This window comes from Rhizobium sp. J15 (genome assembly GCF_002531825.1).
In the GTDB taxonomy this organism is placed as follows: domain Bacteria; phylum Pseudomonadota; class Alphaproteobacteria; order Rhizobiales; family Rhizobiaceae; genus Rhizobium.
Genome location: NZ_NWSX01000073.1, coordinates 1 through 19,223 on the forward strand (window position 1 = coordinate 1; position 19,223 = coordinate 19,223).

General features: G+C 63.3%; 20 protein-coding genes. 13 read left to right on the forward strand and 7 right to left on the reverse strand.

Annotation, left to right across the window (positions count from 1 at the left end; all coding sequences use genetic code 11):
* Positions 1–31: 31 nt before the first annotated feature.
* Complete coding sequence (locus tag CO670_RS31275; protein WP_097593884.1) at positions 32–802, reverse strand: siderophore-interacting protein; 771 nt, start codon at positions 800–802, stop codon at positions 32–34.
* A gap of 358 nt (positions 803–1,160) precedes the next feature.
* Here CO670_RS31275 and CO670_RS31280 point away from each other — a divergent pair, with 358 nt between their 5' ends.
* Positions 1,161–1,556 (forward strand): Rap1a/Tai family immunity protein, encoded by a 396-nt coding sequence (locus CO670_RS31280; protein ID WP_097593886.1) that lies wholly within the window; start codon positions 1,161–1,163, stop codon positions 1,554–1,556.
* Positions 1,557–1,563: 7 nt separating this feature from the next.
* On the opposite strand, the gene CO670_RS31285 is transcribed toward CO670_RS31280, so the two are convergent.
* The gene (locus CO670_RS31285) at positions 1,564–2,247 is read right to left on the reverse strand and encodes a GntR family transcriptional regulator (protein ID WP_097593887.1); all 684 of its coding nucleotides are present in this window, start codon (positions 2,245–2,247) and stop codon (positions 1,564–1,566) included.
* Between the two features lie 328 nt (positions 2,248–2,575).
* Between CO670_RS31285 and CO670_RS31290 the strand changes: the two genes are divergently transcribed.
* Complete coding sequence (locus tag CO670_RS31290; protein ID WP_097593888.1) at positions 2,576–3,358, forward strand: alpha/beta hydrolase; 783 nt, start codon at positions 2,576–2,578, stop codon at positions 3,356–3,358.
* Between the two features lie 25 nt (positions 3,359–3,383).
* Here CO670_RS31290 and CO670_RS31295 read toward each other — a convergent pair whose 3' ends face one another.
* A complete protein-coding gene (locus CO670_RS31295) occupies positions 3,384–4,247 on the reverse strand; it encodes an arginase family protein (protein ID WP_097593890.1) in 864 nt (287 codons plus the stop codon).
* 133 nt (positions 4,248–4,380) lie between these two features.
* Here CO670_RS31295 and CO670_RS31300 point away from each other — a divergent pair, with 133 nt between their 5' ends.
* The 6 genes from CO670_RS31300 to CO670_RS31330 all read left to right on the forward strand — a co-directional run bounded on the left by CO670_RS31300 (position 4,381) and on the right by CO670_RS31330 (position 12,295).
* Positions 4,381–5,340 (forward strand): acetylxylan esterase, encoded by a 960-nt coding sequence (locus CO670_RS31300; RefSeq protein ID WP_097593891.1) that lies wholly within the window; start codon positions 4,381–4,383, stop codon positions 5,338–5,340.
* Between the two features lie 472 nt (positions 5,341–5,812).
* Positions 5,813–7,258 (forward strand): MFS transporter, encoded by a 1,446-nt coding sequence (locus CO670_RS31305; RefSeq protein ID WP_097593892.1) that lies wholly within the window; start codon positions 5,813–5,815, stop codon positions 7,256–7,258.
* Positions 7,259–7,387: 129 nt separating this feature from the next.
* On the forward strand, positions 7,388–8,452 hold the full coding sequence (locus CO670_RS31310) for a histidine kinase dimerization/phosphoacceptor domain -containing protein (protein WP_097593893.1): 1,065 nt from the start codon (positions 7,388–7,390) through the stop codon (positions 8,450–8,452).
* A 238-nt stretch (positions 8,453–8,690) separates the two neighbouring features.
* Positions 8,691–9,242, forward strand: a complete 552-nt coding sequence (locus tag CO670_RS31320; protein ID WP_097593896.1) for a DUF924 family protein — start codon at positions 8,691–8,693, stop codon at positions 9,240–9,242.
* A 151-nt stretch (positions 9,243–9,393) separates the two neighbouring features.
* A complete protein-coding gene (locus tag CO670_RS31325; RefSeq protein WP_097593908.1) occupies positions 9,394–11,916 on the forward strand; it encodes a mechanosensitive ion channel family protein in 2,523 nt (840 codons plus the stop codon).
* Between the two features lie 112 nt (positions 11,917–12,028).
* On the forward strand, positions 12,029–12,295 hold the full coding sequence (locus CO670_RS31330) for a hypothetical protein (RefSeq protein WP_088673630.1): 267 nt from the start codon (positions 12,029–12,031) through the stop codon (positions 12,293–12,295).
* A 9-nt stretch (positions 12,296–12,304) separates the two neighbouring features.
* On the opposite strand, the gene arsC is transcribed toward CO670_RS31330, so the two are convergent.
* The 3 genes from arsC to CO670_RS31345 are packed head-to-tail and all read right to left on the reverse strand — an operon-like array spanning position 12,305 to position 13,829.
* Positions 12,305–12,727, reverse strand: coding sequence for an arsenate reductase (glutaredoxin) (arsC, locus tag CO670_RS31335; protein ID WP_097593897.1), 423 nt, complete (start codon positions 12,725–12,727; stop codon positions 12,305–12,307).
* Complete coding sequence (locus tag CO670_RS31340) at positions 12,724–13,422, reverse strand: MIP/aquaporin family protein (protein ID WP_097593898.1); 699 nt, start codon at positions 13,420–13,422, stop codon at positions 12,724–12,726. Before CO670_RS31340 ends, arsC begins: the two co-directional genes overlap by 4 nt.
* The gene (locus tag CO670_RS31345) at positions 13,422–13,829 is read right to left on the reverse strand and encodes a metalloregulator ArsR/SmtB family transcription factor (protein ID WP_097593899.1); all 408 of its coding nucleotides are present in this window, start codon (positions 13,827–13,829) and stop codon (positions 13,422–13,424) included. The genes CO670_RS31340 and CO670_RS31345 overlap by 1 nt, the downstream gene beginning before the upstream one ends.
* Positions 13,830–13,871: 42 nt before the next feature.
* Here CO670_RS31345 and CO670_RS31350 point away from each other — a divergent pair, with 42 nt between their 5' ends.
* The 3 genes from CO670_RS31350 to CO670_RS31360 all read left to right on the forward strand — a co-directional run bounded on the left by CO670_RS31350 (position 13,872) and on the right by CO670_RS31360 (position 15,628).
* A complete protein-coding gene (locus tag CO670_RS31350) occupies positions 13,872–14,396 on the forward strand; it encodes a DUF6428 family protein (protein WP_097593901.1) in 525 nt (174 codons plus the stop codon).
* A gap of 95 nt (positions 14,397–14,491) precedes the next feature.
* On the forward strand, positions 14,492–14,995 hold the full coding sequence (locus tag CO670_RS31355) for a DinB family protein (RefSeq protein ID WP_097593902.1): 504 nt from the start codon (positions 14,492–14,494) through the stop codon (positions 14,993–14,995).
* Positions 14,996–15,013: 18 nt separating this feature from the next.
* Positions 15,014–15,628 carry a TetR/AcrR family transcriptional regulator gene (locus tag CO670_RS31360; RefSeq protein ID WP_097593903.1) on the forward strand — a complete coding sequence of 205 codons (615 nt, stop codon included), beginning with the start codon at positions 15,014–15,016 and terminating at the stop codon, positions 15,626–15,628.
* Here CO670_RS31360 and CO670_RS31365 read toward each other — a convergent pair.
* Entirely contained in the window at positions 15,614–16,597 is a 984-nt protein-coding gene (locus tag CO670_RS31365; RefSeq protein WP_097593905.1) for a squalene cyclase, read from the reverse strand. The genes CO670_RS31360 and CO670_RS31365 overlap by 15 nt on opposite strands.
* A gap of 217 nt (positions 16,598–16,814) precedes the next feature.
* Here CO670_RS31365 and CO670_RS31370 point away from each other — a divergent pair, with 217 nt between their 5' ends.
* Both CO670_RS31370 and CO670_RS31375 read left to right on the forward strand, forming a co-directional pair.
* A complete protein-coding gene (locus CO670_RS31370; RefSeq protein ID WP_097593906.1) occupies positions 16,815–17,645 on the forward strand; it encodes a response regulator in 831 nt (276 codons plus the stop codon).
* Positions 17,646–17,831: 186 nt separating this feature from the next.
* Entirely contained in the window at positions 17,832–19,163 is a 1,332-nt protein-coding gene (locus CO670_RS31375; protein WP_097593907.1) for a diguanylate cyclase, read from the forward strand.
* The last annotated feature ends 60 nt before the right edge of the window (positions 19,164–19,223 follow it).

Genomic DNA, 19,223 nt, shown 5'->3' on the forward strand with positions numbered 1-19,223 from the left:
ATGATCTGGCTCAGATGAATGTCGATTCGTCCTAGCCGAATTTCTCCGTCGCATCTGCATTGCCGAACACCCAGTAGCCGGATGCCTTCATCCAGCTCAGCGGGTAGCCCCGCTCGGTCAGCAGATGGTTGCGAATGTCGCGCGTCACCGCGGCTTCCGCGGCGATCCAGACGAAGGTTCCGGGCTGGATATCGACCGTGCTCAACAGTGTCAGCAGCGCTGCGGCGTCCGTCGCCTCAGATAGCGGCCGGTGCGCCCAGCGGAGGTCGAGTTCGGCCCGGGTTTCGAAGGCCTGCTCTTCCAGCGGGCCGGTGACGGCGGCAAGCGTGGTGATGGCGGTGCCGGCGGCACTTTCCTCGATCCGGCGGCCGATCGCCGGCAGCGCCGTTTCGTCGCCGATCAGCAGCCAGCGTTTGACGCTTGCGGAAACGACGGCCGAGCCGCGCGGGCCGCCGATTTCGAGCCTGTCGCCGGGGCGGGCGCCGAGCGCCCATCGCGTCACCGGGCCTGCTTCGTGCAGGGCAAAATCGATGGTCAACGACCGGGCCGCGTTGTCATAGCGGCGCGGCGTGTAATCCCGGCGCTCTTCGCCCTCGGCCGTGGAAATGAAGATCTTGATGTGGTCGTCGGGGGCGAGGCTGATGAAATCGGCAAGCTCATCGCCCCGCAGGATGATGCGGCGCATGCCGGGGGTGATGTCGGTGATGCTTTCGACAGTCAGCGAGCGCCGGCGCGTGTCGTGGCGGATCCGTTCGATGCCGGGAGCCGATGAAGCCTGTTCGTTGAAGGGTTTGTTGTCCATGTGTCCTCAGGAGCTTTCAAGGCTCGATCCGCAGGACACAGTCGCGCAGATCGAAGCCGCAAAGCCGTTCGATCATACGCGTTGAGTGACGTTAACGCTTACGTGGCCGGGATTACCCGGCCATTGACGGGCTTGATGTAGCCGACCGCGACGGGATGCGCAACGGCTCGCGGGCCATCAAAGCCGATCATTGCCGAAGTTTAACTTTCGGCCGCCGATCCGGTCAGGACGACCTCGCAACCACACCAATCGCCGCTCATTGCTACTTTTGCACGCGGCGCCAAAGATGACACGTTTGAAGCTAATTTCCGACACTTTCCCGATCGAAGCTCCGCGCCATTGAGACTTGGGGGATGTGATGTCGGGCATTCTTATCGCTACCTTGTTGGCAACGGCTTCCGCAAAGATTCCCGCCGGATTGGCCGGCGGTGACGTTCTCTATTCCGACTGCCGCGGGTCCCGGCAGTTCGTCGTCGGCTATGTCGCGGGCTGGTTGGACAAATGGAACAGTGACGAGTATCTCGCCCGTCGCATTTTTACCGAGGCGCCTCCCAAGCCCAGCAGGATGGTGAACGCGGCGCATTTTGCCATCGCCGTCGGCGTCAACGTCTGTATTCCCGAGGGAACCACGGCGGAAGCCGTCGGCAATACGCTATGCACGTTCCTGGAAGAGAATCCCGGCATACGCGAGTCGACCGGCGACGAGCTGATGACCACCATGACGCACTACAAATACCGTTGCCCGATTCCCTGAGGGCCAATCACGCCGGCTTGTTGGCCTCGATGAAGCGGCTGAGCGAGGTGGCGGCGTTCAGCATGTGGGCGCGCATGCGGCGTGAGGCCATCTCGCCGTCGCCTTCGGCGATCGCCTGCATGATGGCTTCGTGCTCGTCGCGGGAGCGGCTCAGCCTTTCGCCCTGGCGCAGCTGCGTGCGGCGGAAGGCGTTCAGGCGGTTGCGGATGGCGATCGCCTGTTCGGCGAGGAAGCCGTTATGGGTGGCGTGATAGATGGTTTCGTGGAACTGGCGGTTGAAATTGTCATAGGCATCGACGTCGCCGCTTTCCGCGATCGGCCGGGATAGCTCGTGCAGTTCGATCAGGCGGCTGCGCTCCAGCGGCGTCATGCGGTAGGTGGCGAGCCGGACGCAGACGGCCTCGATCTCGGCGACAGTCTCGAACATATCCATGATGCGCTCCGGCGTCATGCGGGCGACGACGCCGCCGCGGCGGGCGCGAAGCTCGACGAGGCCGCCGGCCGCAAGCTGGCGCAGCGCTTCTCTGACCGGGGTGCGGGAGGCGCCGAAACGGTCGGCGAGCTGCTGTTCGTCCAATGCTGCGCCTGCCGCGAGCGTGCCGGCGGCGATCTCGTCGGTCAGCGCGTTGCGGATGCGGTCGGAGATGAGGCCGCGATCGTCGTCGTCCTCGGTTTCGAAACCACTCGCCATCGCTGATCTCCTGACCTGTTTCTTGTATGCAAATTAGTCCTGTAACGCCATGCGCGTATGCGCACCCGGTATCACGAAGGTGTTACGTATCCAATAATTGACATTTGGCGGAATGGGAATACAAAAATCCCCTGTCGGCGGAGTTCTGTATACGCGGTCCGCCGCGCAAGCCGAATTGGAATACGGAAGCACGCTCTCGACGCCATGCGCCTGCGATGAACGCTTCCAACACAATGTCATCGATCAGCGATTTTTGCCGGGCGCCATCAGTGCCTCGGCCCCATGCTCTCGACCCTTTCAACAGTCTCAAATGTAAGGAAACCAGATCATGATGATGAACAGACGGGCTTTTTCGGCCGCCCTCGTTGCCGGCGCTGCCGCCACCCTTCTTTCCAGCCGCGGCATGGCTGCGATGGCTGCACCCGTCAAAGCGCGCAATGTCGTGCTGGCGCATGGGCTGTTTGCCGACGGCTCCTGCTGGAGCGAGGTGATCGCGCGGCTGCAGGCGGCCGGGCTGAATGCGACGGCGGTGCAGAACCCGCTGACGACGCTTCCCGAAGCCGCCGCCGCCGTAACAAGGGTGCTCGACCGGCAGGACGGCCCGACGGTGCTGGTCGGACATTCCTTCGCCGGCATGCTCGTCACCGAGACCGGCGCGCATCAGAACGTCTCGGCGCTGGTCTATGTCGCGGCCCGGGCGCCCGATGCCGGCGAGGACTATACCGCGCTTGCCAAGACCTATCCAACGCCGCCGGCCTCGGCCGGCATCGTCTTCGACGGTGACGAGGGCCGCTTGAGCGAAGCCGCCTTCCTCAGGGATTTCGCCGGCGACCTGCCGGAAGCCAGGGCCAAGGTACTCTATGCCGTGCAGCAGCCGTTCCAGAAGGCACTGCTCGCCGGCAAGACGACCGAGGCCGCCTGGCGCTCCAAGCCGAGCTGGTATGCGGTTTCGACCGAGGACCGGACGATCAATCCCGATCTCGAACGCTTCATGGCCAAGCGCATGGGGGCGAAGACCATCGAGGTGCAGGCCAGCCACCTGTCGCTGATCTCTCACCCCGATGAAATCAGCCAATTGATCCTGGAGGCGGCGGGAAACAACCGGGCGTAAGTTCCGGCACTGGCGTCAGCGGATTTCAGTCTCCGACGAGAGGCAGTTCGGCCAGCAGCGCCCGTGTCTGAATGGCGTCCCAGGAAATGTATTCCGTGATCGCCAGGCCGACGATTTCAGCCTTCGCCGCAACATCCCGGAGGAGGCGGACGACATGAGCCGGTTCGAGACGGCCGCGCGGGACGCCCTGGAGAAAGCCGGAATCGGCGCCGGGCTTGTTGAAGAGGATCGGCCGGAAATGCGCCGGGCTGATCGCATCGACATCGAGATGCACGGCAAGATGGGTGATGCGCTGCTCGTCGATCCAGTCGAGCAGCGAAGAACTGTCGTTCATCAGGTCGGCGGCGCCCGTTTGCCGCAACCGCATGCCGCTCAGCACCTCGTCTTCCGCTGCCGACCATTCGTCCAGGCCGGCATACATCACCATGGTGGGGTCGACGGGTTTTTCAACCTCGCCGACGAAATCGGGATCGCCCTGGCCGAGAAGCATGGCGAGCACCTGCGCATGGGCATGGGGCGTTTCCTTCGTCGACTGCACATCCGGGTGCGCGTCGATCCACAAGACGCCGAGCCTGTCATAGCGTTTGTTGAGATAAACGATCGGCGCGAGATCGACGAGGCAATCGCCGCCGATGGTGAGGACCCTGTCCGGCCGATGCTTCTCGATGGCTCGGCGGGCGGACCGCGCCTGCTCGAGAAGCGCCGTCTTCGCGACAATGCCGTCTTCCGTTCTGAGCGATCCGGCAGCGCCGGGAGAAGGGACCGGGACAGTTTCTTCCGGGCCGCCGGAAGGCGGCAAAAGCCAGGAGAGCAGTTGGGAACTCAGATGATAGTCGCTGAGATTGCCGCCCTGCCATTGCGGCATGTGCAATCGAAGCTCTTCCTGCATGCATCGGTCATTCGGCATCCCTCGTTGGCGTTCTCTCAGGATATGGTAGCATCGCGATCAATGCCAATGACGTCCTGGGGCCAGCAGAGTGGCAAGCCTTGCGCGGCCGGCTTTTTCGCGGGAGAAAGCCTGGATGAGCATCCCCAACACACATCCCTTCGCTTTCGATCCCACCTACGGCATGACGCTCGAAGAGCTTCTTGCGGTGAAGCCGCCGGAGGAGCCGGAAGATTTCGATGCGTTCTGGGAGGCGCGGTATCGCAAAGCGCTGGCGGTCGATCCGCGACCGGGGCTTTCCCGCAGCGAGCTCAGTCATCCGGACTGGCATGTGCTTGATCTCGTCTATCGCTCCACCGGTGAATTCAGGATCGGCGGCTGGCTGCTGCTGCCGCGGGAAGGGAAGGTGCGGCGCGGCCTGGTCGTCGGGCATGGTTATGGCGGGCGGGACCGGCCGGATTTCGATCTGCCGGTCGAGGAAACGGCGCTTGTCTTTCCCTGTTGCCGCGGGCTGTCGCTCAGCGCCCGTCCGCCGATTTCGCAGAACCCGTCCTGGCATGTGCTGCACGATATCGACAAGCGGGACTCCTACATCATCGGCGGCTGCGTCGAAGATATCTGGCTTGCCGTCTCGACGCTTGTCGGGCTCTATCCCTGGCTCTCGGGCCATATCGGCTATAGCGGCATCAGCTTCGGCGGCGGCATCGGCGCCATGGCGATCGCCTATGACCTGCGCATCGACCGCGGCCATCTGGCGCTGCCGAGCTTCGGCGACCAGCCGCTGCGCCTCAAGCTGCCGAGTGTCGGCAGCGCCGAGGGCGTGCAGGCCTATCAGGCGGAACATGGAAACGTGCTGGAAACGCTCGGCTTCTACGATGCGGCGACCGCGGCGCGGCGGATCAAGGTGCCGATGCTGACGGCGGTGGCGCTGTTCGATCCCGCCGTCGCGCCGCCCTGCCAGTTCGCTGTCGCAAATGCGATGCCGAAAGACAATGAAATCTTCATCCTGGACGCCGGTCATTTCGATTACCCTGGAAGCGCCGAGCAGGAGGCGGCTCTGCGCGACAAGATCGGACAGTTCTTCAGGGTTGTATGAACCGCTGCGGCGTTCGTGCGAAGGCCAGCCGCCGCCGCGAAGGCCGCCGCCGCAACGACGCGGCATTGCCGCTCGTCACGAGCGGGCCTTCGAAGGCTTCGGTGACGATGGGTTCTCTGCGGTTGAAAGGGCGTCCGATGTTTGACGAATCGCAAAATTTCGAGCGCGAGCGTACCGATACGGCGAAATCTGGCCTCGCTGGCGGAAGGGTGGCAGGCTATGCACCTCTACGCCGCTCCTGTTTTCCCGGGAGCGGATCAAACTTGAGCCTCGCTTCGGCGGGGCTTTTTTCTTGAGGGACCGGCGGCATCCGGAATATTCCCGCGCAGTGCTAGATTTAGCCTTTCCGGCCGGCCGCAACGGGCGTATTCAGCCAGGGCGCGGCATTTTCCGCACCCCTCGCGCGGCAGATTTCCTATCGGTTTCCTTCCTGTTTCCTGCCGCATCATCCGGAATTTTCATTGGCAGATCCATGACCACGGCAGAGACGAGCGAGCAAGGGCAGGAGGCGGCGGACGGCCGCCAGGCAAAGATCGTGGCGCTGGTCGTTGCCGTTTCCTTCTTCATGCAGATCCTCGACGGCACGATCGTCGCGACCTCGCTGCCGCAGATGGCTGCGAGTTTCGGCGTGCAGCCGGTATCGATGAGCATCGGCATAACAGTCTACATGCTGACCATGGCGGCCTTCATTCCGCTGTCGGGCTGGCTCGGCGACCGTTTCGGCGCGCGCCGGGTGTTCTTGATGTCGATCGGCGTCTTCACCGGCGCCTCGCTCTTCTGCGGTCTTTCCGGCAGCCTCACGGAATTCGTGCTGTGGCGTGCGCTGCAGGGGGCGGGCAGCGCGCTGATGACGCCGGTCGGGCGCATCATCGTGCTGAAGAACGCCCGCAAATCCGAACTCGTCCAGGCAATCGCGCTGATCACCTGGCCGGCGCTGACCGCACCGGTGGTCGGCCCGGTGCTCGGCGGCTTCATCACCACCTATGCCAGCTGGCATTGGAACTTCCTGATCAACATTCCGATCGGCATCATCGGCATGGGGCTGGTGCTGCGCTTCGTGCCGGAACAGCGCGAGGCCGATCCCGGCCGGCTGGATATTCTCGGCTTCATCCTGAGTGCCGCGGGGCTCACCTTCCTGCTTGCCGCGCTCGAGCTTTCGGTCAAATGGGAAGGTGGGCTCTGGCCTGTCATTTCGATGCTGGCGGCCGGCATCGTGCTCTCCGTCATGGCGACGCGGCACTTCCTCGCCGCCGACAATCCGCTGCTCGATCTTTCGGCCTTCCGCGTCCAGACCTTTTCGATGTCGACGCTGTCGGCGGGCACGGCCTGCCGCACCGCGATCAACGCGACGCCATTCCTGCTGCCGCTGCTGTTCCAGCTCGGCTTCGGGCTGAGTTCGATTGCCGCCGGCACCTATCTGCTCGTCTATTTCCTCGGCAATTTCAGCATGAAGGCGGTGACGACGCCGCTCCTGCGCTTCTTCGGCTTCCGCACCGTGCTCGGGCTCAACGGGCTGATCGCCGCACTGTCGATCGTCGCCTGCGGTTTCCTGACCCCTAACACGCCGCCGTTCCTCATGCATGCGCTGCTGTTTCTCGCCGGCCTGTCGCGGTCGATGGAATTCACGGCGCTGAATACGCTCGCCTTTGCCGATATTGGCCCGGCGCAGCGAAGCTCGGCCTCGACGCTGTCGAGCATGCTGCAGCAGGTATCGATGCTGCTCGGCGTCGCCGCCGCCGCCGCCGTTCTCAACATTGCCTCGGCTCTGAGGGGCGCCGACAACCCGGTCCTTGCCGATTTCCGCTGGGCCTTTCTCGTGGTCGGCGCGATCGGCATCGTCTCGTCGCTGCGCTTCCTGCAATTGCCGAAGGAGGCGGGCGCCGAGGTCTCCGGCCACCGGAAATTCCAGAAGAGTTAGAGCCGTCTGCGACAAGGGCGAGGGGTGAGCGATGTTTACCTCAGGCGGTCAATGCAATACGACATTGCCCATGCCGACGACTCGGACGCTTGCGGCCGTCGTTGCTTAGAGAGAACGCCGGGAGACGGAATGAGCAATTCTAGCGGCGATGCGGATGCGTTGATCCACATCCTCTATATCGACGACGATGAGGGGCTCGCCCTCATGATGCAGAAGAACCTTTTGCGGCGCGGCTTCTCGGTCGAGTGGGTGCAGAATGGCGCCGCCGGCCTGGCGCGGATCGCCGAGGGCGGCATCGACGCCGTCGTGCTCGATCATCTCCTGAGCGGCGAGACCGGGCTCGACATTCTGCCCTGCATCACCTCCGTGCCGGATCATCCGCCGGTCATCTATGCGACGGGTTCCGACGATACGGGCATTGCGGTGGCGGCGCTCAAGGCCGGCGCCGACGACTATATGCTCAAGGGAATTTCGGCCGATTATTTCGACCTGCTCGCCGCCGCCCTCGAGCAGGCGCTGGAGCGGGCGCGTTTCCGCCGCGAGACGGCGCAGGCGCAGGAGGTGATCCGCCAGCAGCGCGACCAGGCCGAATTGCTGCTTGCCGAGGTCAATCACCGCATCGCCAACAGCCTCGGCCTCGTCGGCGCGCTGATCCGCATGCAGTCCTCCATGACAAAGGACCAGGTGGCGATCGACGCGCTGCACGAGACGCAGATGCGCATCAACGCGATTGCGAGCGTCCATCGCCGGCTCTACACCAACCGGCAGGTGGGCTCGGTGCAGGTCGACGAATATCTGGATAGCCTGCTCACCGAACTCGAAGCCTCGATGCGCGACGACAAGCGGCCGCACCGCATCGTGCTCAACGCAAAACCGGTCAATCTGGCGACCGACAAGGTGATCACGCTCGGGCTGATCGTCAGCGAACTCGTCACCAATGCGTTCAAATACGCCTATACGGAAGCGGTGCCCGGCGAGATCCGCGTTGCCGTCGACCAGACGGACGGCGAATTGCGGGTTGTCGTGGAGGATGACGGGGCGGGGTTCGATCCGGAAGGCCCGGCCAGGGGAACGGGGCTCGGCACGCGGATATTGACGGCGATGGCCGCGAGCCTGAAATCGGATTTCGCTTATGATCCCGCACATGCCGGGACGAGGGCGACGCTGGTGTTTCCGTTGCATGAGGGGAAGTAGAATTTAGCTGGTGGAGGTTGTTTCATCTGCCGCCGAGTTTGCCGCCCCCTCATCCGGCTGCCGCCACCTTCTCCCCGCTGGGTAGAAGGGGAAAGAGGCGCTGCCCCAAGTTTCTTCTCCCCTCGGGGAGAAGGTGCCGGCAGGCGGATGAGGGGGCTGCTTTGGCACATCATTTACCGCCTATATCAATAGCTTGCTACAATCATATAAAATGCCTAACGCAAGGGGAGGAAGAGATATGACGACCATCCGCACGCCGCGCGAAGTCTATGATTTCTGGTTCGTCCGTTGCGGCCGGGAGCTGTGGTTTCGTGCGCCGCCGGAACTCGACGTCGAGATCCGCGATGTCTTCCGCGATACGCATCTGGCGCTGGCCGCAGGCGTCGGTGACGAATGGCGGGCCGATCCGGTGAGCCGGCTGGCGGCCGTCATCGTGCTCGACCAGTTTCCCCGCAACATCTATCGCGGCACGCCGCTTGCCGTCGCGACGGACGGGCTGGCGCTTCGGGAGGCGAAGCTCGCGCTTGCCGCGGGCGCCGATCAGGCGGTGGAGCACGCATGCCGGACCTTCTTCTACATGCCGTTCGAACATGCCGAAAACCTAGACGAACAGGACCGTTCGGTGGCATTGTTCAGCGCGCTCGGCGACGAGGAATATCTGGATTATGCGATCCGCCACCGCGAGGTGATCGCCGCCTATGGCCGTTTTCCCCATCGCAATGCCATGCTCGGGCGGGAATCGACGGCGGCGGAACGCGACTACCTCGCCAAGCCCGGCGCCGGCTTCTGAGCGGCTGCGTCCAAAGGGGGAAGGGCGACCTCGGAGGGCGGATGGAACAGTTCGGCGCAAGGCGCTTTCGGCATCTTCCGCCTTTGTGTCGCCTTTCTTTGCTAGGAGAAGCTGACATTCTAATTCAATGACAACCTTTCCGGAGGCGTTTTTGCGGCTGAGATCCCTTCTGCTTCGCACCATTCTTCTCGTGACGCTGGCACTTGCCGGCGCGCATTTTAAGAGTGCGGCAGCCTTCGCCCAGGAACCGCAGCCGCAGGCGGCAGCAGAGGCGCCGATCGTCGAGACGCCGTCGGCCCAGGCGGCGAAGGAGATCGAGAAGGCCAAGACCCAGCTTGCCTCGCTTCAGGACAGCGTCAAGGAAAACGCCGACAATGACGATGCGCTGGTCGGGCTGGCGACCAAGGCCGACGAGCTCAGCCGTGCCGTCATCACCATTTCGGTCAATCTGCGGCCGCGTTTCGACCAGATCAAGAACCGGCTCACCGAGATCGGCGAGCCGCCGAAGGACGGGCAGCCGCCCGAGGCGCAGATCGTCACCGATGAGCGCAATGCGCTCGCCGCCGAGCGCGCGCAGATCAATGCGGTGACGGGCGACGCCGAAAACCTGTCGATCGCGGTGACGAAGCTCGTCAACGAAGTGATCGAGATGCGGCGGCAGCTTTTCGCCGACACGCTTTTCAGGCGCACGGAGATTTCCGTCTCGGTGCTCGACGATGCCGCAAGCGCCTTCGTGCGGGAGACCAGCGAGTTCTCGCAGGCGCTGGCGAGCTGGGCGACTTTCGTCTGGAAGTTCAAGCGTTTCCCGCTGTTTGCGGCGATCTTCCTGTCGCTCGCCTCGGCGCTGATCCTGCTCTCCGGCAGCTATCGGGTCTTCGGCTCCTATCTCAGGCGCGACGAGGCGGTGGAGAACCCGTCCTATATCGGCCGGCTGTCGATCGCCTTCTGGTCGACGCTGATCCGCACGCTGGCGCTGGCGGTGCTGCTCGTCACCTCGTTCTTCTTCCTCAACAGTTTCAACGTGCTGCGGCCCGACATCGCGCCCGTGATCGGCGCCTTGTTCGGCACGATCGGGCTCGTCTATTTCGTCGGGCGCTTCGTCAACGCCATCTTCGCGCCGCGCGAACCGCACTGGCGGCTCGTCAAGCTTTCCAATCTCGGGGCGCGCTCGATCGGCTACTGCCTGCTGGCGATGGCCGTCATCAACGGGCTCGATTATCTCTTTGGCACCATCGGCGAAGCGATGGGCTCGCCGCTGGTGCTGACCGTGGTCAGGAGCCTGATCGCCGCGCTCATCATCGGCCTGATCCTGATCGTCGCCTCCTTCGGCAAGCCGATGCTGGCGAGAAGCGGTGATCCGGATGCGCCGGGCAGGCATTGGCCGCGCGGCATGGCGATCATCCTGCGCGTCGTCGGCGCCGGCCTGATCGTCACGGCGCTTGCGGGCTATGTCGGGCTCGCCCGCTTCGTCGCCACGCAGCTCATCATCACCGGCGCGGTGGTCGCCACCATGTATGTCGGCCTGCTCTCCGGCAAGGCGATCTCGCGGCAGGAGAGTTTCGGCGACACCTTCTTCGCGCGCTTCCTGACGCGGCGCTTCAATCTCGGGCCGGTGGCGATCGATCAGGTCGGCCTGCTCGTCGGCCTTGCCATCTACGCCGTGGCGCTGCTCGTCGGCATTCCGCTTATCCTGCTGCTCTGGGGCTTCCATGTGCAGGACCTGCAGCTGATCGCCTACCGGCTGTTCACCGAGGTCAAGCTCGGCGGCATCAGCATTTCGCTGCTCGGCATCTGCACCGGCATCCTGCTCTTTGCCGGCGTCTATCTGCTGACGCGCTGGCTGCAGCGCTGGCTCGACGGCAATGTGATGGCGCGAAGCCATGTCGATCTCGGCGTGCGCAATTCGGTCAAGACGGGCATCGGCTACCTCGGCGTCGGCATTGCCGCGATCATCGGTGTTTCGGCCGCCGGCATCGATCTGTCGAGCTTCGCGCTCGTCGCCTCGGCGCTTTCGGTCGGTATCGGTTTCGGCCTGCAGAACATCGTTTCCAACTTCGTCTCGGGCCTGATCCTGCTGGTCGAGCGTCCGTTCAAGGTCGGCGACCACGTCGTCTCGGGCACGGCCGAAGGCATCGTCAAGCGCATCTCGGTGCGCGCGACCGAGATCGAGACTTTCCGCAAGCAGTCGATCATCGTGCCGAATTCGGAGCTCATCAACGGGCTGGTCGGCAATTGGACGCACCGCAACAAGATCGGCCGCTCGGAAATTCCGGTTTCCGTCAGCTACGACGCCGATCCGCAGAAGGTGATGGATATCCTGCTGGAGCTGACGGCGAAGATCCCGCTCGTCATGCGCAATCCCGAGCCGCATGTCGAATTCCTGCGCTTCGGCCCCTATTCGCTGGATTTCGAGCTGCGCTTTTTCCTGGCCGATATGGGCGACGGCATGACGGTGCGCAACAATCTGAGGATGGAGATCCTCCGGCGCTTCAAGGCCGAAGGTATCGAAATTCCGATGCCGCAGAGCGATCTCACCATTCATCGCGATGCCGTGCCCGGCCTTCCCGCCGCGCGCAAGGAGCCGGCGGAGAGCCAGGAGGCTCAGAAGGAGAAGCCGATGGAGGAAGAGGATCGGCCGGTGCGGCAGCTGCGCGGACGGGCCGCCGAGAGCTGAACGGCTCATTCAGCCATCATTCACAGGTCTATGTGCATGATCTCAACAATCGGGATCGCTGCCGAGGGCAGCACCGATCGTTCGAGGGGAGGGCGCACCCGCGCCGCCGCACATGATGGCAAGATTTGCCGCCGTTCTGCTTGTCCCGCTGCTTGCCGCGCCGGCGGCCCATGCGGCATCCATCACCAACACCGATCCTGCCGCCGTGGTGCTCGTCATCACCGAGGGCGGCCAGCGCGTCGAGGTCGTGGTCGATGCCGGGGCTTCGGAAAACCTCTGCCCCTCCGGCTGCTTCATGACGACGCCCGACGGCGACCGCATCGGCCTCGACGGCGGCGAGACGATCGACATCATCAAGGGTTCGGCCGTCGTCAAGTAGATCGGCGGATCAGACGATCCGCTTGCCTTCGGCATCGAGCACCTTCTCGCCGTCCTCCTTGGTGAAGGCGCCCTTGTGCGTCTCCGGCAGGATTTCCAGAACCAGCTCGGAGGGGCGCGACAGGCGCGTGCCGAGCGGCGTGACGACGAAGGGCCGGTTGATCAGGATCGGCTGGGCGAGCATGGCGTCGAGCAGCTGGTCGTCGGTCAGATCGGGATTGTCGAGGCCGAGTTCGGCGTAGGGCGTGTCCTTCTCGCGCAGGGCCTGGCGCACGGTCAGGCCGGCATCGGCGATCATCTTGGCCAGCTCGGCGCGCGACGGCGGCGTCTTCACATAGTCGATGATATCAGGCTCGATGCCGGCATTGCGGATCATCGCCAGCGTGTTGCGCGAGGTGCCGCAAGCGGGATTGTGATAGATGGTGACGTTCATGATTTTGCCTCTGAGGATAGGGTTGATGCTGTCTCGGCCGGCTGCAGCAGCCAGTTGAAGAGGAGGAGGGCTGCGACCGCACCTGATATTTCGGCAAGCCAGAAACCCGGAAGGTCGACCGGGCGGATGCCGGAGAAAGTGTCGGTCAGCGAGCGGGCGAAAGCCACGGCCGGATTGGCGAACGAGGTCGATGCGGTGAACCAGTAGGCGGCAGTAATGTAGAGCCCGACCAGCCATGGCACGGCCTTCTGCTCGAAGCGGATGCCGGCGAGAATGACCGCGACGAGGCCGAAAGTCGCGATCCCTTCGGAAAACCATTGCGCGCCGCCGGTGCGCACCTTGCTCGACAGGTCCAGGAGCGACAGGCCGAACATCAGGTGGGCTGAGATCGTCCCAGCCACACCGCCGGCAAATTGCGCCAGCACATAGAATCCAAGGTCGCGTTTTTGCAGCGAGCCCGACATCGCGAAAATCAACGAGACGGCCGGGTTGAACTGGGCGCCGGAAATCGGCCCGAGCACGGTGATCAGTACCACCAGCATGGCGCCGGTCGCGAGCGTATTGCCGAGCAGGGCGAGGCCGGCATCCTCCGTCAGCGATGTCGCCATGATGCCGGAGCCGACCACGGTTGCGACCAGCATGGCGGTGCCGAAGGCCTCTGCGACGAGCCGGCGCGAAAGATCGTAGGAAGCCATCAGCCGGCACCTGCCGGTTTTGTGGTCGTGCCTTCCATCTGGCGCAGCGGAGATTCCGGCGCCAGCTTGTTTGCGGGCGCACAGCATGCGGCGACGGCGGAGGCGGGCGCGCAGATCTCGGCATTCCCGCCGCAGCAATCCTCCATCAGGAAACGGATCAGGCCGCCGAGCGCCTCGTAATTGGCGGTGTAGATGATCGAGCGGGATTCGCGCTGCTGCGTGATCAGCCCGGCGCGTTCCAGCTCCTTCAGATGGAAGGAGACGTTGGACGGAGAAACCTCCGCCTTTTCGGCAATGGAGCCCGCCGCCATTCCATCAGGACCCGAGACGACGAGCATGCGGATGATGTGAAGCCGCGTTTCCTGCGACAGCGCGCCGAATGCGGCGAGGGCTTGACGTTGATCCATATTTCAATAATCCTTGAATCGTTGAAATTAGGACTAGCCGATATGAACGCAATCGACAACGGAAAAATCCAAGAGAACGATAGCAGCCTTGGCACACTGCTCGATATGCTCGCCGGCCAAAAGGATGCGCCGCTGATTTTCTACTACGATGGGGAGCCGGTGAAATCAGGCTACCATATCACCGAGGTCAAGGCGGGCCAATTCGCGGGTCTCGATTGCGGCGCCAATCCCGAGGCTTGGACGGAGATCTTCATCCAGCTCTGGGATATCGAGGAAGGTGACCGCAAGCACATGCCGGCCGGCAAGTTCTGCGCCATCGTCCGCAAGGTGACGGAGCATATGCAGCTCGACTCTTCGGCCAAGCTCACCTTCGAAGTCAGCAACGGCGTGCGGCCGATGCAGCTCTATTGCGCGGCAATGCCGGTTCTTTGCGCCGGCGCCGTGCATGTCGAACTTTCCCCGCGGCCGGCAAGCTGCAAGCCACGCGACCGCTGGCTCGCCGAGGAGAGCAGAAAGGCTGCGGCCTGCTGCGGACCGTCAGCGACGGGGAGCGCCTGCTGCGCGTAGAGGACGATCAAGGTGGTTGACTGACTACCAGTCAGTCCCGTAAACAGGGCTGCCGGCGCGATGCCGGCGCATCCGTTCACCGTCCGGAGATCGCCATGAGCGCGCAGACCCTGTTGAACTCCCTGTTCCGATACAAAGCCAGCGTCGACGAGGAGCTTCTCGACGCCTTGAATTCGCTCGGCGAGGAGAGGCGATCGGATGCGTTTTCCGCTGCCCTTCGCGTGCTCAACCACGCCCATCGCGTCGACCGCATCTTTTCCGCGAACCTCCAGCGTCTCGGCCATTCCTATACGGCAAGCTGGAGCAGCGAAGCGCCGCCCCTGGCGCAGCTCGCCGCCGATATCAGGGAAACAGACCGTTGGTATGTCGACTATACCGCGCGTATAACGCCTGACGAATTGGAGGAGGTCGTCGGCTTCACCTTCACCGATGGCGGGCATGGGCGTATGTCCCGCGAGGAGATGCTGGCGCATGTGGTCACGCATGCCGGTTATCATCGCGGGGAGGTCGGCCGGCTGCTACCTGAAATCGAGAGCACCGCAATGCGCGACGTGTTTACCGGCTACCTGCATAGGGCTGAGCCCGCGCGCCGCCAATGAAAATGGACCAGTTCGCCGATGCCGGCCGATAATGTTTCGAAACCGAGAACCAAGCCTGCCGAAGAGCGGCGCGACGAGCTGATGACGGCGGCCGAGCGGCTGTTTCTGGCAAAGGGCGTGGAGCAGACCACCATCGAGGAGATCACCACAGGGGCAGGGGTCGCCAAGGGCACTTTCTACCTGCATTTCTCCTCGAAGGCCGATGTTCTGGAGGCGCTGCGCGGCCGTTTCGTCCAGGGCGTGCTCGACGGCATCGTGGCGGCGGTCGAAAGCCGGCAGGAACAGGATTGGCGCGGCAGGCTCTCGGTCTGGTCGACGGCCTGCGCCATCGGCTATCTCGATGCCTCCGGGCTGCACCATCTCGCCTTCGTGGCCGCCCCGCCGGCGACGCGGGAGGGGCTTTCGAGCAATATGCTGATTGCGCATCTGAGCGAGCTGCTCGCCGCCGGTGCTGCTGAAAATGCCTGGTCGGCCGGCGATCCCGGCTTTACGGCGGTGTTCCTGTTCAATGCCCTGCATGGTGTGGTCAATCAGCCCGGCATCGGCGAAACGCCGGCCGCCCGCGCCGAGTTGCTGCACAAGATCGAGGCGCATTTCCTGCACTCGCTGGGCCTGCCGTCAGGCTCCGATTGACGGCCGCCCATCCCACCATTTGAGCACCCTCATCGCGCGGAGCGTGATCCATCGCGAGGGCTTGCCCGGTCCGTCGTCGACCTCGAACCACACGCGGCCCGGCAGCGTCCAGTCGAGCGGCCAGCGGCCGTCCTCGAGGCATCTGGAAAGCAGATGCTGAATTGCCTCGCCGAGGCGCGGGTCCGGATCGGCGCTGGTCAGCATGGCGCCGGCGCGGAAATAGTCGAGCGCACGCAGAATGTCGTAGCGCCAGCGGTTCGGGTGGAGGAAGTGCAGGAAGCGTTCGTCGGCCGGCTCGCCGGTGGCGAGACGGCGGAAGAGGTGGCGTTCGAGCAGGAATTCCTCGCCCGTCCTGCGCGCCTGCCGGGATTGCTGCGTGCCGCCGGTTGCCCGCTCGAACTCCAGCAGGCCTTCCAGCACGTTGATGGTGCTGGCGAAGGACGAGCGAATAGAGCCGTTGCAGCGTTCGCAGTTCCAGCCGCCATCCTGAAGGCGCTCGCCTGTCAGCCTCTCGACGATGGAGGAGGCGTCGACACCGAAATAGGCCCCGTCGGCAACCGTGCGGCCGTTGATGCATTCCTCGACTTCGCCTTGCCAATAGGGCTGGCCGCCTTCCTCCCAGCGGGCATTGGCGCCGATCAGCTCGACGCTGCGCCTGGCGCGGTCCGATGAAGGGTCGAGGCCGAATTCGCGCAGCTGCGACAGCGAGAAATTCGTCGCCGTCCACGGCTGGCCGCGCTCGCGCCACTCCTGCGGATCGAATCCGGCAGGCAGAAAGGCGCCGCCCGCCCATTGGCCGTCTTCGTCCTGGAAGGAGAGGAGCTTCGCGCCCCAGCCCTCGATCTCCACTTTTGCCCGCTCGGCCATCCATTCCGGCTCCGGCGCATCGATGAGGTCGCGCATCACCTGCCAGCGGATGGCCGGGTCGGAATCGAGAAGCCATTCGATCACGGGATCGGATCGGGTCATGGGAACCTGTCGGCGTTTCGGATCGATGGGCCTTTATAATGGCTTCGCGGGAGGCCGGCCAGCCGAATGAATCTCTTAAGCATATCCGCAAAGAAATCGCGGGCGCACCAGTGCGCGGCTTGTTCATTTCGCAACGGCAGATGCTGATTAATAATTATTCAAATCAATTGATGTATCGAATTGGGCCGGGGACAGAATTTACATCAAAGGTTTGCTTATGGCGTTTCTAGGTATTTCGGGGATGCAATATTCCGGAGAGATGTTTGCCGGCGCGCGAATTATTGTCGCGGAAGATTCCAACGTATTCACCTCGATGATCAGCAAACGCCTCAAGGAGCTGTTTGACATTGAGGTCGAGATCTGCCGCAACTTCGAAGACCTGCAATTTGCCTATGACAAGTCTTCCGAGCCGATCAAGCTGGCGATTTCGAACATCAATCTGCCCGGCGCGGAAAACGGCGAGGCGCTCGAATATCTGGTCGATCTCTCCATTCCCACCATCGTCTTCACCGGCACCTTCCATGAAGGCATGCGCGACAAGCTGATGGCCAAGGATATCGTCGATTATATCCTCAAGGACAACGTCTTCGCCGTTGACCTCCTGGCCGAATCGATCTGCCGCTTCCTGACCAATCACCGCCATCACGTGCTGATCGTCGACGACAGCGCCACGGCCCGCGCCCTGCTGTCGAGCCGGCTGAAGCGCTATAATTTCCGCGTCAGCACCGCCGAAAACGGCGCCAAGGCGCTGGAGATCCTCAAGGCCAACCGCGACATCGGCCTGATGATCACTGATTACAACATGCCCGATATTGACGGCTTCGAACTGACGCGGCGCATCCGGGCCCATATCGGTTCGCACGAATTGCGCATCATCGGCGTTTCCTCCTCGTCGAACCGGCTGCTTTCGGCGCGGTTCCTGAAGGCGGGCGGCAATGACTTCATGCTGCGGCCTTTCATCGACGAAGAGTTTTACTGCCGCGTCAACCAGAACCTCGATACGCTGCTGCAGATCCAGTCGATGCGCAAGGAGCGGGCGGTTGCCTGACGGCTCTTCCAGAATCCGGATTGCGAGGAGGCCCGGGGCGATCATCGCCGCCGGGCGCCGGATTTTTGCAATTGCAGGTAATCCCAAAATTTGTCCCCTTCACGCGGACGGGCCTCTCGGCTATCGTCCGCCGCGCCGGGGGGAGGGCCGAGTCGAGCCCGTCAGGCGCATGGGGGAGTAGCGGCTGTGGCTTTTCAGGGGGATTTTCAGCGGGATGGTATTGGGCTGCGCTCCAGCGGCCTCAAAATACTCCTGGTTGAAGATTCCAGGATGTTCTCCGCCGTGCTCTGTCACCGGTTCCAGACCGAGCTCGGCCTGACCGTCAAAGCCTGTCCGTCGCTGAAGGCGCTGCGCCGGGAACTCGCCGAGGACAGCCACGGCTACACCATGGCCGTCGTCGATCTCAACCTGCCGGATTCGCCCTATGGCGAGGCGCTCGATTGTACGATCGAGCACGATATTCCGGCCATCGTCTTCACCGCCACGTTCGATCTCAATACGCGCAACAGGATTATGGAGCGCAATGTCATCGACTACGTGCTGAAGGACAATGAATTCGCGCTCGACAATCTGGTCGCCACCGTCCGCCGCGCAATCTCCAACCGCAAGACGCGGGTGCTCGTCGTCGACGACGTCGTCTCGGCCCGCCAGGTGCTGGTCGATCTCCTGAAGGCGCAGCAATATCTGGTCGTCGAGGCGAATTCCGGGCTCGAGGCGCTCGCCGCGCTGGAAGCCTACAGCGATATTGAACTCGTCGTCACCGATCATCACATGCCCGATATGAGCGGCTACGAGCTGACGCGGCGCATCCGCCACCGCTTCGGCTCGGACCGGCTGCGCGTCATCGGCGTTTCCTCCTCCAACGACCGCATGCTGTCGGCGAGTTTCCTGAAGGCCGGCGCCAGCGATTTCGTCTACCGGCCCTTCGTTGCCGAGGAACTGCAATGCCGTATCGCCAACAATGCCGAAACCCTGGCGCAGATGCGCCAGCTGCGGGCGGCGGCGGCCTGCGACTACCTGACCGGTCTCTACAACCGCCGCTATTTCTACGATAACGGCCCGAAGCTGGTGAACGAGTGCCTGCGGCTGAAAGTGCCGAGTTCGGTGGCGATCCTCGACATCGACCATTTCAAGCGGCTGAACGATACCTATGGCCACGAGATCGGCGACAAGGTGCTGAAGGCCGTCGCAAACAGGCTGTTCACGATCTTCGAGGGCAGCGACAACCTGCTGTCGCGCCTCGGCGGCGAAGAATTCGCCATCCTCTTCCCGCAGATGGATTCGGCCGCCGCAACCAAGCTCTGCGACGAGATCCGCTCGGACATCTCGCGGCTGAAGGTGACGGCCGACGACGAGGACCTCGGCGTCACCATCTCGATCGGCATTGCCGAAATCGGCAGCTACGAAACCTTCGAAAACTACCTCAACGCCGCCGACCAGTTCCTCTACATGGCCAAGCACCGCGGCCGCAATCAGGTCTATTCCGACGCGAAGATGACGGAGGAGGCGGCGCAGTAGGGTGACCTGTCGCCACTGGTCGTCATCCTCGGCCTTGTGCCACTGCTGTCCGGTTAAAAT